Source organism: Yersinia massiliensis, from assembly GCF_003048255.1.
In the GTDB taxonomy this organism is placed as follows: Bacteria; Pseudomonadota; Gammaproteobacteria; order Enterobacterales; family Enterobacteriaceae; genus Yersinia; species Yersinia massiliensis_A.
In genome coordinates, this window is the sequence record NZ_CP028487.1 from 4,639,088 (window position 1) to 4,656,074 (window position 16,987).

The window sequence follows — 16,987 nt, forward strand, 5'->3', positions numbered from 1 at the left end:
ATAGACAAGTCGCGAGATAGACGTGTCATTAGGCAGGTATCTGCTAGTTAAACGCGTTCTTCACGTAGGCGCTGTGCAGCTAGCACCATGTTAGCCAATGCCTGACGAGTTTCCGGCCAGCCACGCGTTTTAAGGCCGCAGTCGGGATTGACCCACAAACGTTCTGCTGGGATGCGTTGGGCGGCTTTACGTAATAGCGCCTCAATCCATTCCACACTTGGCACATTCGGTGAGTGAATATCATAAACGCCGGGGCCAATTTCATTCGGATACGCGAAATCTTCAAATGATTCCAGCAATTCCATATCTGAACGTGAAGTTTCGATGGTTATCACGTCCGCATCCAGTGCCGCAATGGAATCCATGATGTCATTGAACTCGCAATAACACATGTGCGTGTGGATCTGAGTATCGTTTTGCGCGACCGCGGCATTCAATTTAAAGGCATCAACGGCCCATTGCAGATAAGCTTGCCAATCAGCGCGGCGCAGCGGCAGCCCTTCACGCAGTGCTGGTTCATCAATCTGAATGATACCAATACCTGCTTTTTCAAGGTCTTCCACTTCGTCACGCAGCGCTAATGCAATTTGCTTAGCAATCGTTTCGCGGCTCACATCTTCACGCGGGAATGACCAGCACAGAATGGTGACCGGCCCCGTCAACATGCCTTTTACCGGCTTATCTGTCAGTGATTGAGCATATTTGGCCCATTCAACCGTGATGGCTTCAGGACGGCTGATATCACCAATAATCACTGGCGGCTTCACGCAACGGGATCCGTAGCTCTGCACCCAGCCGTTTTGTGTGAAGATAAAACCGTCCAGATGTTCGCCGAAGTATTCCACCATGTCATTACGTTCAGCTTCACCGTGTACTAGCACGTCCAGCCCCAAACGTTCCTGTTCAGCGATGGCTTGCTTGATATGTTCACTGATACCCGTGCGATAGTTTTTACCATCCAAACGGCCTTGTTTGAAGTCCAGACGCAGGCCCCGAATTTCGGTGGTTTGTGGGAATGAGCCGATAGTGGTGGTCGGCCAAGCTGGCAAGTTGAAGCGTAGACGCTGCGCTTGCGCACGCGCTTCATAAGGCTGCTGGCGTTCGATATCTTGCGCTGTAATTGCCGCCAGACGTTGTTCCACTTGTGGATTATGAACACGGCTGGAAGCTCGGCGAGCGCGAATAGGTGCGCTGTAAGCGGCCAACTCAGCCAATTTATCGTCACTCGGTTCATTTAGCGCATGTGTTAGCAGTGCCAATTCAGCACATTTTTGCAGGGCAAAGGCGAACCAACTTTTGACTTCAGCATCGAGACGCGTCTCTTCACTTAAATCAATTGGGCTATGCAATAAGGAGCAAGAGGTGCCAAGCCATAATGGGCGACCATTAATCAGTGGTTTCAGGCGCTCGAACCACTGGCTGAGATCGGCTCGCCAAACGTTACGACCATTAATCACCCCCAGAGAGAGCAACCATGTGGCTGGCAACTGTGCATTCAGTTGCGCAATATCATCTTGACCCGCGACCACATCAACATGCAGACCCTGCACTGGCAACGCGCGAATAGTGTCAAGATTATGACCGATACTGTCGAAATAGGTGGTCAGCAGCAACTTAACCTGACCTTGTAGCGCCTGATATGCCGGTTGGAAGGCTGCCAGCCACTCCGCTGGCAATTCTAGCACCAGCGCGGGCTCATCAATCTGGACCCACTCAATGCCACGTTTAGCCAGTTCAGCCAAGACTTGTTGGTACACTGGCAGAATGTCTTTTAGCAAAGAGAGTCGGTCGAACTGCTCCCCTTTCACTTTGCCCAACCACAGATATGTGACAGGCCCCAGCAAGACCGGCTTAATTTTATGGCCTAACGCCAGCGCTTCATCGACTTCATCCAGTAGCTGAGTCCAGCCCAACTTAAACTGCTGGCCTTGTTGGAACTCAGGCACCATGTAGTGATAGTTGGTGTTAAACCATTTGGTCATTTCTGCCGCTGCCGCCGGTTTACCTGTCGGTGCACGGCCACGGCCGATGCGGAATAAGGTATCCAAGTCAATCGAGCCATCCGCGTTTTGGTGGCGCTCTGGAACGTTACCCAGCAGCAAACTGGTGGTCAATACATGGTCATACCAAGCAAAGTCACCCACTGGCACTAAATCAATGCCAGCTTGTTGCTGCTGTTGCCAATGGCGGGCGCGCAATTCACGACCCACATTGAGCAATTCTTCTTGCGTGGAGTTGCCAGCCCAGTAACTTTCTTGTGCCTTTTTCAGTTCACGTTTCAGTCCAACACGCGGAAAACCCAGTGTGTGATTTAAAATTGTCATCGTCATATTTCCCATTTAGCCATCCAGATGTTTACACATCCATAATCAGCAGGTACTGTATATTCCACAAGCGCAATTTGTTCACTGTCACTGTGAAGGACTCTCATGATCGAACTGAAACACTTACGCACCCTGCAAGCTTTGCGTAATACCGGCTCACTGGCGGCGGCGGCGACACAACTTCATCAGACCCAATCGGCCTTGTCCCATCAATTCAGCGATCTGGAGCAACGTCTGGGGTTTCGCCTGTTTGTGCGTAAAAGCCAGCCGCTGCGTTTCACCACACAAGGTGAGATCCTGCTTCAGTTGGCTGAACAAGTGCTGCCACAAATCAAACAGGCCCTGCAAACCTGTAACGAGCCACATCAAACCGCACTGCGCATTGCTATCGAGTGCCATAGCTGCATTCAATGGCTGACACCTGCGTTGGATAACTTCCACAAAAGCTGGCCGCAAGTCGCGATGGATTTCCAATCCGGTGTGACTTTCGATCCACAGCCCGCCTTGCAGCAAGGCGAACTGGATTTGGTGTTAACGTCAGATATTTTGCCGCGTAGTGGTTTGCACTATTCGCCGATGTTTGATTTTGAGGTGCGATTAGTCTTGGCACCGGATCACCCATTGGCGAATAAAGCCCGTATCGAGCCAGAGGATTTAACCGAAGAAGTCTTGATGATTTACCCAGTGCAGCGTCAGCGTTTAGATATCTGGCGGCACTTCCTGCAACCTGCGGGAGTGAATCCGGTGCTGAAAAATGTCGATAATACGTTGCTACTGATTCAGATGGTGTCCGCTCGCATGGGGATCGCCGCACTGCCACATTGGGTGGTAGAGAGCTTCGAGCGTCAGGGATTGGTTACCACCAAAACATTGGGGAATGGCTTGTGGAGCCGGTTATACGCTGCCGTCCGTGATGGAGAGCAGCGCCAACCAGTAACAGAAGCGTTTATTCGTTCGGCTCGGCAACACGCTTGCGATCATCTGCCTTTTGTAAAGAATGCGGAGCGACCCAACGCCGGTGTACCCATAGCGAGGCCATTATCACAATTGCCCCAATGATAAAGCTGGGCCAATGGGGTTTTTCTTGCCAGATGGCCAAATTCACCAGTAACCCAGCCGGAACATGCACGTTATTCATGATACCCAAGGTGCCGGCATCGACCTGTGTCGCACCATAGTTCCACATGAAATAGCCTAGGCCAGATGCGCCGACACCAAGCCATACCAGCACGCCCCACTGTAATTGAGTCGTTGGCAGTTTTTCTGGATTGCCAAAGGCAAACCACGCAAAGACCGCGACCAACAGTGCCCCAACGTAGAACCATGAAAATGCCACATGTTGCGGGATCGGGTGGACTTCCATCAGCCGCTTGTATCCTACTTGCCCGATAGCAAAACAGATATTGGCGGCCTGAACTAACACCAGCCCCCACCAAAAATGCTCACTCAAGTGGTCATAACGGATGATTGCGGCCCCGACGACAGCCAAAAGAGCACTGAGAGCATAGCCCCAACGCAGGCGCTGACGGCGCAACAAATCATAAATTAAGGTGACATATAGCGGGGTCATCACGGTAAACAGCAAAAATTCTGGCACCGTCAGGTAGAGGTATGCGCGGAAGCTGAATAAGTACATGATGCCGAGCTGAATAGCGCCCACAATCATATACAGCAGGATGACCCGCCAAGGGATATTACGCCAACGCAGAAACGGTAAAAAAACCAGCGCAGCGAGGCCAACTCGCATCAGCACAGAGAACCAACTGTCCACCTGCCCTGCCAGATATTCGCCAATTAGGCTGAACGAAAATGCCCACAAAATGGTGGTAATGACCAGTAACGGCACGATAATTTGGCTCATTGAGGTGATAAAGGGCGATTGTAACGGAAGTGAGAGACAAATTTTGCGTTAACTGGGTTTACATCTGGTTAAATATAAACCCATTGAGCTTTCATGCAGCGCTTTTTATCTTGCTGATTACATCCCAACGCCAATGATGGTCAGGATTAACGGGGTCGTGACAGCGGCCAACACAGTAGACATCACTAAACTGGCGGCGGCAGGGCCAGTTAACACGTTAAATTGCCGTGACATCAGATAAACATTCACGCCTGTTGCCATTGATCCCAGCAACACCACCACTTGTGTTTCCAGCACCGGTAGATTCATCGCCCATGCCATCGCCCAAATCACCATCGGCTGGACAATCAGTTTCAGGAAACAAATGGCGCTGCTGATTTGCCAGCCTTCCGTAACACGGTATTCCGCCAACCCCATGCCCAGTACGATCAACGAGAGTGGTGGCGCGATCTGTCCTAACATGGTGACAGGCTGGTCGATAAACTGTGGCAGTTGTAAGCCCGTTAAGCTAAATAGCGTCCCTGAGATAATCCCGATAATTAGCGGGTTAGTCAGCACGCTACGCGCCGTCTTCGCAAACCCTGCCATCGTGGGTGAGCCATTACGCGCCCACTCAACTGAAATCGTGACTAAAGTCCACAATATCAATCCGTTAAATACTAATACTAGCGCGACGGCTGGAATGGATTTCTCCCCCAGCATGATAGTGGCGATAGGTAATCCAAGCATCACGTTATTGGAGAAAATCCCACCGAGAGCAAACACAGACCCGGACACACCGTCCAGATGAAACACTCGATTGGCGATAATACGCCCGAGGACAAACACCACCAGACAGCTACCAAAAAAAGCAATCAATAGACGCGCATCTACCGCCGGACGTTCAGAGAAATCGCACATCATACGGAACAGCATGGCAGGTAAGGCGAGGGAGAAAACAAAACGGGTCAGGCCATCCGTGATGGTCGATGGCCATTTACCAAACCGCACTAAACCGTATCCGAGTGCGAGCAAAACAAATAATGGTGAAGACAGTACTATCTGGTGCCAGAGCGAGATAACAAAGGCGGGCATGGGTCACATCCTGTCAAACTGGGCCAGATCTGCCCATAAGTATAAGAATGACTGACCTGTTCCGTTTCCTGTTCTGTTTATCCCAACATCATTGGTGTGACAGGTAGGCGGCAAGTGAGCCAACCCCGATAAACATACTCACGTCTGTCATTGAAGCCAGCGCACATGGCAAACACCCAGTCACGTTAAGTATGAGGGGAAAAATCGGGACCAATCAAATCTATACGGTCAGTACAGATGCAGTCAACGCCCCAACTTAACAATTCCTGCGCGCGCGCCGTTTGATTGACGGTATAGACCAAAATATGTAGCCCCGCCGCTTTGAGCAATGCCACACGCTCTGCCGTCAATTGTTTGTGGTTGATATGCAAAGAGACGCAATCCAATTGCTGAGTCAGTGCCCGCCAATTTTCATCCCACTTATCCAGTAGTAGCCCTCGCGGTAACTCTGGTGCCGCTTGCTGCGCGGCAACTAAGGCGTCGAATGAGAACGAGGACAACAGGGGCGGTATCGTCTGACCTTGCCATAATTGACGAGCCGCCAGCGCGATGGCTTGCCCAGTGATCGTTTCCGCGCCTGTAGTGGGCTTGATTTCGATGTTTGCGGCTATCGAGTGTTGCGCACAGCGAGCAGCGACTTCGCTGAGCAGTGGTAAGCGCTCACCCCGAAATGCCGTGCTATACCAGTCGCCAGCATCCAACTGAATCAGTTTCTCCCAAGGTAAATCACCGGCGACGCCCCAGCCATTACTGGTCCGTTCCAGCGTGTCGTCATGTAGCAAAAATATCTGGCCGTCATGGGATAATTTGGCATCGAACTCGATCATTTTATGGCCGTAACGCGCCCCGACATCAATCGCAGCCAGTGTATTTTCCGGTGCTAATGCACCGCCACCCCGATGAGCCACAATGGGAGGATAAGGCCAGTTTTTACTCATGATTCCATCCGTAATCCGCTTTCTGAATCAAAAAAATGCAGCGCCGCAAACGGGAGAGATAAGTGCAGCTGACTGCCCGCCGCTGGCATCTCTTCGTGGGATAAACGAGCAATGATACTCTGCCCACCCCATTGACCATGCGCCAGATTATCGGCCCCCAATAATTCCAAGGTCAATAACGTCATCGGCACCCCCAGCGCTGAAGTTGTCTGCTGAATATGCTCTGGTCGTATACCTAGGGTCAAGTACCGCTCTGCCCATTGCGGTTGTGGGACAGCCAAAGGTAAGCGCATCCCATCCGATAAAATAAATGCGCAACCGTCCGTACTGACGGTGCCAGCGAACAAATTCATCGCCGGTGACCCGATAAAACTGGCGACAAACAGTGACGCGGGGCGTTGGTATACCTCGCTGGGTGTACCGATTTGCTCCGCAACGCCTTTGTTCATCACAATCACTCGTTGAGCGAGTGTCATCGCCTCAACCTGATCATGGGTCACGTATAAGCTGGTGGTTTTTAACCGACGATGGAGCTGTTGTAGCTCAAGCCGCATCTGTACACGCAATTTGGCATCCAGATTAGACAGCGGTTCATCAAACAAGAAAACCGCAGGCTCACGCACGATAGCTCGCCCCATCGCGACCCGTTGCCGTTGCCCACCAGAAAGCTCGCGCGGTTTACGTTTTAACAGTGGCTCCAATTCCAGAATTCTTGCAGCTTCATCCACGCGCTGGCGAATTTGCTCTTTACCAAAACCACGAATTTTTAGGCCATATGCCATGTTGTCGAACACGCTCATATGGGGATACAGCGCGTAATTTTGAAAGACCATGGCAATGCCACGATCTTTAGGTTCCAGTTCGGTGACGCGCTGATTATCAATGTAAATATCGCCACTGGTGGTGCGTTCAAGCCCCGCCACCATACGCAACAGCGTTGATTTGCCACATCCTGAGGGGCCAACCATGACGATAAATTCACCGTCGGCGACATCGAGATCAATTTGCTTAATCACTGGTGTAACGCCGTCATAAGATTTAGTGACTGCCTGAAGCTTTAAACATGCCATATCAGATTACTTCTCACTGTCTACCAAGCCGCGCACAAACCAACGCTGCATCAGAAGGACCACCACGACGGGCGGAATTAAGGTCAGAATCATCGCTGCCATGACTTGATTCCATTGCGTAGGTGCGCCAGAGCTTGAAATCATGCTGCGAATTCCCGCCACCGCCGTGCCCATAGACGCATCGCTGGTAATCAAAATGGGCCAGAGATATTGGTTCCAACCATAGATAAAGGTGATAACAAATAGCGCGGCCAAATTGGTTTTTGACAGCGGTAGAACAATGTCCCAGAAAAAACGCATCGCCCCTGCACCATCGATTCTCGCGGCTTCCAATAGCTCATCCGGCAAGGTCATAAAAAATTGCCGAAATAGGAATGTTGCGGTGGCAGAGGCCATCAATGGCAGCGTTAAACCCGTGTAGCTGTCCAACATGTTTAGGTTCGCAATCACCTGAATGGTGGGGAAGATGCGCACTTCGACGGGCAACATCAGGGTGAGGAAGATCAGCCAAAAGAATAGATTGCGCAGCGGAAAACGGAAATAAACGATGGCATAGGCAGAAAGCATTGATACGGTAATTTTGCCAATCGTAATCGCCAACGCCATCACGAAACTGTTAAACAGCATCAAGCCAAAAGGTGCGCTGTTATTGCCAACACCTGAGTGCCAAATATGGCTGATGTTCTGCCACAAATGCGGCCCAGGGATTAATGTCATCGGCACTTGAAACACTTGTGTGTCATCCAAAGATGCCGCCACGAAGGCCACATACAATGGGAATAAGATTAATAGCACGCCAATCATCAGCATGATGTGACAAAAAATATCGAGTCCGCGACGATTCTCAATCATTGGTAACGCACCTTACGCTCAACATAGCGGAACTGAATCACTGTCAGGCCAATCACTAGCAACATCAGCACCACTGATTGCGCGGCAGAGCTGGATAAATCCAATCCGGCAAAACCTTCGCGATAGATTTTATAAATCAGGGTCGTGGTCGCCTGAACAGGGCCGCCGCCCGTTGCAGCATCGATAACCGGGAATGTATCGAAGAAGGCATAAACCAGATTCACCACCAGCAAGAAGAAGCTGACCGGTGATATCAGCGGCAGCACCAAATTAAAGAAACGGCGCACTGGCCCAGCACCGTCAATCGCGGCAGCTTCAACCAGTGAACGGGGAATAGATTGCAATGCGGCAAGGAAAAACAAGAAGTTATAGCTGATTTGCTTCCAGACTGAGGCTAGCACCACCAGAAACATGGCCTGCCCGCTATTTTGTGCATGATTCCAGTCATAGCCCAGCGTCGCGAGGAAGTGGGTGATCAACCCCAGCCCTGGATTGAACAAAAATATCCACAGGACAGCAGCCACGGCGGGGGCCACGGCATAAGGCAAAATCATTAATGTTTGATAAATGCGGCTACCGCGCACCACGTAATCCACCATTGCGGCCAAAAACAGTGACACGATCAGGCCAATACCGGCCACCAATGAGCTAAAAATCAGCGTGGTGTAAAACGAGGCTAAATAGTATTCATCCTGAAATAGCTGAATAAAGTTGCTCAGCCCAACAAATTCACTGGAGAGGCCAAACGGGTCCAACATCTGTACGGAATACCACAGTGCCTCACCGGCAGGCCACAGGAAAAAAACGACGGTAATGACTAACTGAGGTAAAACCAGCAGATAAGGTAATCCACTACAGGAGAAACCGGGACGGGAAGATGACATAGAATTAACCGTTAATCTAACAAGGTACGCGTTGCGGTAGAGAGCCGTTTGGTCTTGCCAGTTTTAGGGCCAATATTTGCCCCAAACTGGCAAGTTCACTGCTCAATAATGCTATTTATTTGCCTGTTCAAAGCGACGCAGTAAGACGTCGCCCCGCTTCACTGCGCTATCCAATGCTTCTTGAGGCGCTTTTTTACCCGTCCACACCCCTTCCAGCTCTTCATCAACCACGGTACGAATCTGCGGCATATTGCCCAGACGTAACCCTTTGGTGTAAGGCAATGGTGGCTTATTCAGCATTTGGCGAGTGGCGACATCAGCACCAGGGTTCTTCTCATAGAAGCCCTGCTGCTTAGTCAACTCATAGGCGGCGGTGGTGATCGGCAGGTAGCCTGTTTTCTGGTGCCATTCAGCGGCAATTTCAGGCTGAGCCAGATATTGCAAGAATTCGGCCACGCCTTTGTAAGTGTCTTTATCTTTACCGTCCATCACCCACAGGCTGGCACCGCCGATAATGGCGTTTTGCGGCGCATCTTTCGCATCTGCGTCGTAAGGCATCATGCCGACACCGTAGTTAAATTTCGCGTACTGACGAATATCAGCAAGCGAACCTGAAGAAGCGGTGGTGATGGCACAATCACCGTTATAAAACTTCGCGGTCGATTCATCTTTACGGCCGAAATAGGTGAAGTCACCTTTCTTATTCATATCCGACAGCAGTTGAATATGCTTAACCTGCAAGGGTTTATTGAACTCCAATACAGCATCGGTGCCTTCAAAACCATTATTACGGCTAGCGATGAGCTGACCATGCCATGCGCTGAAGTTCTCAATTTGGATCCACCCCTGCCAACCACTGGCGTAACCACAACTTGAACCTGCAGCACGGAGTTTGGCTGTATCTTCCGCCAGTTCTTGCCACGTTTTAGGCGGTTGATCCGGATTCAAACCTGCTTTCTTAAAGGCATCTTTGTTGTAGTACAGCACGGGTGTAGAACTGTTAAATGGCTGCGACAACAAATGACCTGTTTTGGCATCGGTGTAATAGCCTGCGACCGTCGGCACGAAAACAGACTCATCAAAATTAATATTGGCGTCTTTAAAGACTTGGAAGACAGGCTTAATCGCCTTGCTCGCCATCATGGTTGCCGTACCCACTTCATAAACTTGCAAGATTGCCGGTGCTTTACCAGAACGGAAGGCCGCAATGCCAGCCGCAAGGCTTTGTTCGTAGTTACCCTTATAGACAGGGATGATTTTATAATCGCTGTGCGACTGGTTAAAGCGGTCAGCTAATGAATCAACTTCTTTACCCAACTCCCCTTCCATTGAATGCCAGAAAGGGATTTCAGTCACGGCCATGGCATTAGCGCTAAAAGCCAAAGTCAGTGCGACACAAATCGACGTTTTACGAATGGTATTGTTAAACATATCTAGCCCCTGAATAAATCTGTCTAGCTCACATCAATGAATAAGCGTCGGTGAGCGAAATAAATCAGTTTTTGTTCGCAGGCAAACATGACACTCTTTCATGACAGAAATATAACCTTTATATGACGGAAAAATGGCAACTCAGCAGAAATTAAGTGACACTTTTATTCAGAGTGATTTTAATTAACCGCATAAGTAATTTGAATTAGGTTTACATCTAATTATTACCATGGCTAGTGAATTAAATATAAACTTGGCATTCATTAAGCCTATTTATTTAAGTTATTTTTTTAGCTTAATCTAAGGTTTTCATTATTGAGACGACTTACATGCCATGCTAGTGTTGCCCCACTTTTTTGACAGCCAATATATTGATGCAACGTTATTAACACCCTAAAAAATCGTTGCTTTACATATATAGCTCACAAAAGTCATTACGAATAAACATCACCACCATTAATAATGGTTTATTTCAATAAGAGATTTCTAGGTATTTATGATGAAAAAAACACTACTATCCATTATATCCATGGCCGCATTGCTTAGCGTAACAACGACTCATGCCGCTCCTTTTGAAAAAAACATTACTGTTGAAGCTAAAATTATTGATGTAATAAAATTAACGAAAGCTAATGGCACAAAGCTTGATAATATAAAACTGGACTATGACTATACCAAAAATGATGGCTCTTATACAAACACCACAGGTATTAAAATAATAGTTACCAATGCAGACCCTAAAGTCAAAATTAAACTTGCAGAAGATTTTAAGCTAGTTGACTCAACCGATAATACTAAAGAATTTACTGACCACAGCATCACACTTAATGGTGACGATATTACTACCGGTGATGGCTCTTTTAACCTAGCAGCGAAGCAGTTTGCAGGTGATTTAACCATAACTGCCAAGCAACCGGCCGTAGCAGCAGGGACTTATTCCGGAACGCTCAAATTGGTGCTTGAATCAGAAGCTTAATTAAGTAAAAAGTCGCTTCACTTAATTACAGATAACATACGGCCAGGAATTAGTCTCTTGGCTGTTTGCTCCTTTTGACATAACAATACGATTGCAAACCCAATCTTGATCATCAACAAGATCAACAACACGTCTATTAGGGAGATGCTTAATCATATTATTAATCTTGTAAACGGAATGGAATCCAGTGAAAAATAAAACCAATAAAATAATATTTTCAACGATATTACTTCTTATACTAAGCTCAGGCCATGCCGAAGATATCACCATTGAGCATCTCATCCCGCCAGGGTTCTCACCGGTTGAAGAGCACAATACATTGCAATTACTGGGTGTGTTGGATGGTAAAACACTTCCCGCGCCAATTTTTTACTCAGAAGAAAAGCAACAATTAACCTTCGATAAGAAAAAGTATCAGCTTAACAAGATAGGTGATAAATCAATCTTGTTATTAGACGAGATCTTACCTCAGATTCCATATTTACAGTGTAAAACGGGTTGTGACTATATTTTGTCAGGTCATAACATCATGCTGGATAAAGTTAATAATGTCATCACTATCAATAATAATAACAACCGCTATCTGATGCCATCCACGACATGGGGGTTGGTGCATAATCAATCTTTTGACTTACGAATGACGGCAAAGAATTATCGGGCTATATCCGGCCGTGGGCAAGGTTATATTGGCTTACCTTTACAATCTTATGGCTTTGTTAATTGGTTTTATAACACCACCCGTTCAAAGAATAGTGATCAGCAGTGGAATATCCCCCGATACCAACATCACACTCAAAAAGGCATTGATAGTGGCTATCTGCAAAAAAATTTTCAGGCGCTCTATTTCCGAGTAGGGAAGCAAAACAATCTGGATAACAGCGCGGGGAGTATCAACACCCTCATTAACCCAGCCTTAAACCAATTTATTACCTTGGGTAGCCAAAGCTATCTAGCCCTAGATAGGCTATCTGCAGGTAGTTTAGTGTTGTATGCCACGACAGAGGGAGATTATGAATTTTACCGCGATAACCAGCTTATTCGCCGCATTCCAGCACAGCTAGGCCGCAATGAAATTAACTACAATCAACTCCCCGGTGGCTATTACAACGTTGACATTCGTTTAGTGGACCACACTGGCCGCATCGTTAGTCAAGAAAGCCAAATCATCAGTAATATCAGTGCACAAACCCACTATGGATGGTTTGTCACGATGGGCAAAGGCAGTACTCCCCATCATCGAACCTCCCCTTACTTAGTGCAATTTGGTCGCAGTATGAAGATTGAAAACCTGCAAACCAATATCTCGCTGCTTAAAGACAATGCCCAGCACTGGGCTGCTGAAGGGAATATATCGCGACCATGGGGTTTCGCTGACCTGACTATCACCCCTAGCCTCGGCATGATGTCAGGTGAAAAACACGGTGGTGGTTATCTGCGCTTAAACGGTGGGAATACAGCACTAGGGTATCTCTCTGTCGCCCGTTATCAAACACCCGATGTATCGATATATGCACCCAGCTACGGGAGCACATCGGTTTCTTATAGTCGCCGTTTTGGCCCGACACAACTCAGCTATCAATTTAATCAATATCAACATAATAGACAGCATCGGCTTCAAAGCAGTTGGGATTGGCGGCAACCACAATTTGGCCTGAATTTATCACTCGGCATACAGAAAGGGAGCCAATGGATCAGCCTGAATAATGCGAGTGGCGACCGTACTAACGATTACAGTGTTTTTCTCAACACGACATTCTCACTACGCCAAAGTAGTGCCAATATCAACAGCGCTTATGCGCAACAGCAATTGACCACCAGTGCCAGTTATCAGAAGGAATTCACTGATAGCCATGGCAACAGCTCGTTAGGCATTGATGGCAGTACCAGCAGGAATAGCCAAAGTATCGGTAGCTTTGTTCATCGTACTGGTAGCCGTGGCGATGTATCCGCTCGAGCAGGTATCGATAGCAAAATCGCCAACGGTGGATTCAGTTTCAACGGGATGTTAGCCATTAGTCCGCAAGGGATGGCTCTGGGTCGTAGCAGCTATAGCGGTTCGGCATTACTGATTGAAACACCTGAATTATCAGGTACATCTTATAGTTTCCACGCTGAAGGGCATCCCATCACGGGTGCGGGCCGGTACGCTATTCCCCTTCCCCGCTATCAAGACCGCTACTTTATCCGGACCCATAATGACCGCAGCGACCTCGATATGCATATCCAATTGCCCGTCAATATCGTGCGCGCTCATCCAGGGCAAGTCTTTTCCAGCAAAGCGGATATTACTTTAGAGCTACTTTATAACGGCTTCCTCAAAAATGTTAATGGGTTACCGGTGACAGGGGTGATCCAGGAAACAGGTGATAACGTCCACCCTAATGGGCTGTTCTCAATCAGCTCAAGCACCATTTTAAGCAACATTACCGTCCAAAGCGGTTCGACCCTGTATCGCTGCGATATGCGTCAGCAACGTGATCATATTTATCGCTGTGACCTCATTCAATCTCAACAGGAATTACTATGAGAAACATGAAATTATTAATCGCTATTTTGCTACTCAACTCGATAACTACAACTTATGCCCAGCTAGTGGCGATCCCTACCCGTACAACGGTTGAAGCACTGGATCAACATCGCACAATTCAAGTTTATAACAGCGGTGATAAGCCACTTTATTTAGATATCTCACTGTTACGGGTTGATAACCCCGGCGCAAGTTCAGAGAAAAAGACGCTAATCAGTCACATTTCTCAACCAGAAATCATTTTTAATCCCAGTCGGATTACGTTAGGGCCTAAACAGAAACGGGATATTAAGCTGTTACCGTTAAAATCACCGGAACAGGAAACCCTATACCGACTTTATATAGAGCCAATTGTCGAAACTAAAGTCACTGGCATCAGCACAGATAAAAACAAGATCCATGCGCCCATGACCATCAGTATCGGTTATGGAATACTCATTCATCATGTGCCGTTGTTATCAGCACAAACACGCCATTGGCAACATCAATGCTTGCCTGATAACAACCTAGTACTTAGCTCTACGGGCAACGTTCACAGTAAATTGACAGAACTCACCTCTCAAGATCAGACCAAAATAGCGAATAGCTTGAATGTATACGCCGGTACACCGGTTACCTTGCCAGTGAAACAGCTTAGCGGGAGGGTAAACAATGAACCGTTTGATCTTCATTGCAGTTAGTTTGCTGCCATTTCGCGTTTTTGGGGCAATCGATATTCAGCCCCATGTGCTGGAGATGCGACAAGCCAATGCGGTGGTGAATGTTATCAATCACAGCCTGACAACCGAGTATGTCACTGTTCAGCTGTATCAGATCAATAACCCCGGCGTATCGCCCGATCAAGAGTCATTAACCTCTGTTGGTGAGCAACCGCAACCGTCGCTATTTGCGGTTCCCGCTAAGTTAATCCTTGGTCCTAAACAAAGTGGAAAAATAGTGCTGAAAGCCCTCAAGGCACCGGAAAAAGAAGAGGTCTATCGGTTATCTGTGGCGCCTGAAAAAAACCTGCATATAAGTGGAGGCCATGGGGCGGTCTTAGGGGTGCAACTCAGCTATATGGGATTGGTCCGGTATTTACCAACCTCACTCACACAACAGTGGCAGCATCGCTGTATCAACGGATCAGTCGAATTACACAATACGGGAAACTTCCGCTTACGATGGCACCAACTCGATATTAAAGACCATAAAATTGATGATTTTAACCTCTATCCCGATCAACACAGACAGCTGGCTACTGATAAGGTCAAAGGTATGATTGAGGATGAATCCTTTAATTTACAATGTAATATGAAATCGAACACGGCAGATTAAAACAAGGAACGTTATGAAAATAATGAAAATAGGCACCTTATTCCTGCTCTTCTTTTGGCAGCCCGTGTTAGCTGTGGTACCGATTCAACTAGGGGAGATTGAGGTCAAATTAGACGTCACCGCACAACCTAGAATTGAGATTGAGAAACCCACGGGTGGCTGGTATCACAATATAAAGCTGAGCCATAACCCAGAAAATATACGTCTATTTCAGGCAGAGGTTCCTGTGAGAGTCAAACTACGGCGGCAAGACGGCTTCAAGGTTTCAATCAAGGCACCACTAATACTCCGTCAGGAAACAAAATTGGCCCATTCATCGCAGCACCTATTCTCACCCGCCAAAATAAGTTGGGGGAAAGATCGTGCCAATATAAAACTTTTATCGACTACGCCAGAAGTATTTACTGTTAATAACGGTACTGCAAGCCTGACGAGTGCTGATTATCTATTACATATTTCTGCATTAGCACCTAGTGGGCAAGGTACTGCTGGGAAATATCATGGGAAGTTAACATTAATTTTTGAAACCAACAGCTAATCGTCATGGAGCGACATGAAGTGAACGTTAAGAATAAGTACTTATTTATTGGTCTATTACTCTCGATAGTCGCCTCCACGGCGATGGCGGAACCCTATTTTTACAACAATTACGTTAAAAATTATACCCATTGCTCAATTAAACTATTAGATGACAACAGTGTTGAAGTCTATTTTAGAGCACATCTGGCTAATAATATGTCCTATAAGCGACGAACGGACACGGGCGAATATATTTACGAATCAGGAGAAACTAATCATAGTATACATACTAAACATTTACGTGAATGGGCTAGGATAATTAACCAACCTAACACTGAAATTATTGCATTGAAACACAAAGGTGCTTTAGTTTCTCTCTATTTTTATCTTCCTGATGGAACACCAGATTTAACTATTAAGCCTCAGGACATTAGCAATATCTCACTCAATGGCACATCACCTCTTAACCTCAGTAATAGTGTTAGAGGCATAAAATTTAAAACAAATAACATCGTGAATTATGCTGTGTCATTTACCATTCGTCCCAATATGCTTAAAAGCATAAGAATCGGTGCGACGGTTGGCGGGATACTAACCGCCAATAAGGAAGAATATCCGTTACTTTCATCAAAAGGTGTTTCATTTAACTCATTAGGTAATCGATGCGAATTATTTGACCCACAACTCGGTATTGCGCCGCAGGCATTAAGAGTTGATCCAAAATTCCGCTTAACCTCGGAAACATGGCAATTAAAATCAGTGGACTTGGACCATTTGCTTGAAAGCATGGCCAATGGACAATCCGTTCACGCCCCACTCGTCAGCCCAATAGCGAGTCGGTTTTGTCTCCATTATCGTGCTCTGGGGGTAAGCGGTTACCGCTATATGATTAAGGCCAGTAATCTAAATGGGTTAGCGGGAAATAATCAGTATTTTCAATTAAAAGAAAAAGCAGGTCATCACGCCATTAACTACAAAGTGAGAATGAAACATATTGAAAATTCTGAATCCGATTTCGATCTGCCAAAAGACCAAAAGTTTATTCAGTTAAGCAATAATAATAACAATATGGAACAGATGTGCTGGTCACCCAAAATACGGCTTTACAATACTGATACCAATATCGATGAGGGTCATTATAGTGACACGTTGAATTTTACTATTACCCCTGAGGCGTGATGCGCATGGGGCCTAAGAATAAACCAGCAAACAAGTCG

Annotated in this window: 15 protein-coding genes; 7 read left to right on the forward strand and 8 right to left on the reverse strand. The window is 47.1% G+C overall.

The window, feature by feature from the left end; genetic code table 11:
- Nucleotides 1–47 precede the first annotated feature (47 nt).
- Nucleotides 48–2,324, reverse strand: coding sequence for a 5-methyltetrahydropteroyltriglutamate--homocysteine S-methyltransferase (gene metE, locus DA391_RS21600; protein ID WP_072084831.1), 2,277 nt, complete (start codon nt 2,322–2,324; stop codon nt 48–50).
- 105 nt (nt 2,325–2,429) lie between these two features.
- Between metE and metR the strand changes: the two genes are divergently transcribed.
- Complete coding sequence (gene metR, locus DA391_RS21605) at nt 2,430–3,383, forward strand: HTH-type transcriptional regulator MetR (protein ID WP_019213213.1); 954 nt, start codon at nt 2,430–2,432, stop codon at nt 3,381–3,383.
- Here metR and DA391_RS21610 read toward each other — a convergent pair.
- The 7 genes from DA391_RS21610 to ugpB form a co-directional block, all read right to left on the reverse strand.
- Entirely contained in the window at nt 3,271–4,170 is a 900-nt protein-coding gene (locus tag DA391_RS21610; protein WP_108088192.1) for a carboxylate/amino acid/amine transporter, read from the reverse strand. The two genes, metR and DA391_RS21610, sit on opposite strands and share 113 nt — an antisense overlap.
- A 132-nt stretch (nt 4,171–4,302) precedes the next feature.
- Nucleotides 4,303–5,259: an AEC family transporter gene (locus tag DA391_RS21615; RefSeq protein WP_050083316.1), complete on the reverse strand. Its 957-nt coding sequence runs from the start codon at nt 5,257–5,259 to the stop codon at nt 4,303–4,305.
- Nucleotides 5,260–5,444: 185 nt separating this feature from the next.
- Nucleotides 5,445–6,197 carry a glycerophosphodiester phosphodiesterase gene (gene ugpQ / locus DA391_RS21620; RefSeq protein WP_108088193.1) on the reverse strand — a complete coding sequence of 251 codons (753 nt, stop codon included), beginning with the start codon at nt 6,195–6,197 and terminating at the stop codon, nt 5,445–5,447.
- The gene (locus tag DA391_RS21625) at nt 6,194–7,267 is read right to left on the reverse strand and encodes a sn-glycerol-3-phosphate import ATP-binding protein UgpC (RefSeq protein WP_050874401.1); all 1,074 of its coding nucleotides are present in this window, start codon (nt 7,265–7,267) and stop codon (nt 6,194–6,196) included. The genes ugpQ and DA391_RS21625 overlap by 4 nt, the downstream gene beginning before the upstream one ends.
- A gap of 6 nt (nt 7,268–7,273) precedes the next feature.
- Nucleotides 7,274–8,119: a sn-glycerol-3-phosphate ABC transporter permease UgpE gene (gene ugpE, locus DA391_RS21630; RefSeq protein WP_019213208.1), complete on the reverse strand. Its 846-nt coding sequence runs from the start codon at nt 8,117–8,119 to the stop codon at nt 7,274–7,276.
- Nucleotides 8,116–9,003, reverse strand: coding sequence for a sn-glycerol-3-phosphate ABC transporter permease UgpA (ugpA, locus tag DA391_RS21635; RefSeq protein ID WP_049609027.1), 888 nt, complete (start codon nt 9,001–9,003; stop codon nt 8,116–8,118). The genes ugpE and ugpA overlap by 4 nt, the downstream gene beginning before the upstream one ends.
- Nucleotides 9,004–9,114: 111 nt before the next feature.
- The gene (gene ugpB / locus DA391_RS21640) at nt 9,115–10,434 is read right to left on the reverse strand and encodes a sn-glycerol-3-phosphate ABC transporter substrate-binding protein UgpB (protein WP_108088194.1); all 1,320 of its coding nucleotides are present in this window, start codon (nt 10,432–10,434) and stop codon (nt 9,115–9,117) included.
- Between the two features lie 496 nt (nt 10,435–10,930).
- Between ugpB and DA391_RS21645 the strand changes: the two genes are divergently transcribed.
- From DA391_RS21645 to DA391_RS21670, 6 genes are all read left to right on the forward strand, one after another.
- A complete protein-coding gene (locus DA391_RS21645; protein ID WP_108088195.1) occupies nt 10,931–11,410 on the forward strand; it encodes a CS1 type fimbrial major subunit in 480 nt (159 codons plus the stop codon).
- Between the two features lie 187 nt (nt 11,411–11,597).
- Nucleotides 11,598–13,937: a TcfC E-set like domain-containing protein gene (locus tag DA391_RS21650; protein WP_108088196.1), complete on the forward strand. Its 2,340-nt coding sequence runs from the start codon at nt 11,598–11,600 to the stop codon at nt 13,935–13,937.
- Nucleotides 13,934–14,617 carry a fimbria/pilus periplasmic chaperone gene (locus DA391_RS21655; protein WP_050083321.1) on the forward strand — a complete coding sequence of 228 codons (684 nt, stop codon included), beginning with the start codon at nt 13,934–13,936 and terminating at the stop codon, nt 14,615–14,617. Before DA391_RS21650 ends, DA391_RS21655 begins: the two co-directional genes overlap by 4 nt.
- Entirely contained in the window at nt 14,589–15,251 is a 663-nt protein-coding gene (locus DA391_RS21660; RefSeq protein ID WP_050083322.1) for a hypothetical protein, read from the forward strand. The genes DA391_RS21655 and DA391_RS21660 overlap by 29 nt, the downstream gene beginning before the upstream one ends.
- A gap of 13 nt (nt 15,252–15,264) precedes the next feature.
- Nucleotides 15,265–15,789 (forward strand): fimbrial protein, encoded by a 525-nt coding sequence (locus DA391_RS21665; protein ID WP_108088197.1) that lies wholly within the window; start codon nt 15,265–15,267, stop codon nt 15,787–15,789.
- Nucleotides 15,790–15,809: 20 nt separating this feature from the next.
- Complete coding sequence (locus tag DA391_RS21670) at nt 15,810–16,949, forward strand: hypothetical protein (RefSeq protein WP_108088198.1); 1,140 nt, start codon at nt 15,810–15,812, stop codon at nt 16,947–16,949.
- Nucleotides 16,950–16,987: the final 38 nt, after the last annotated feature.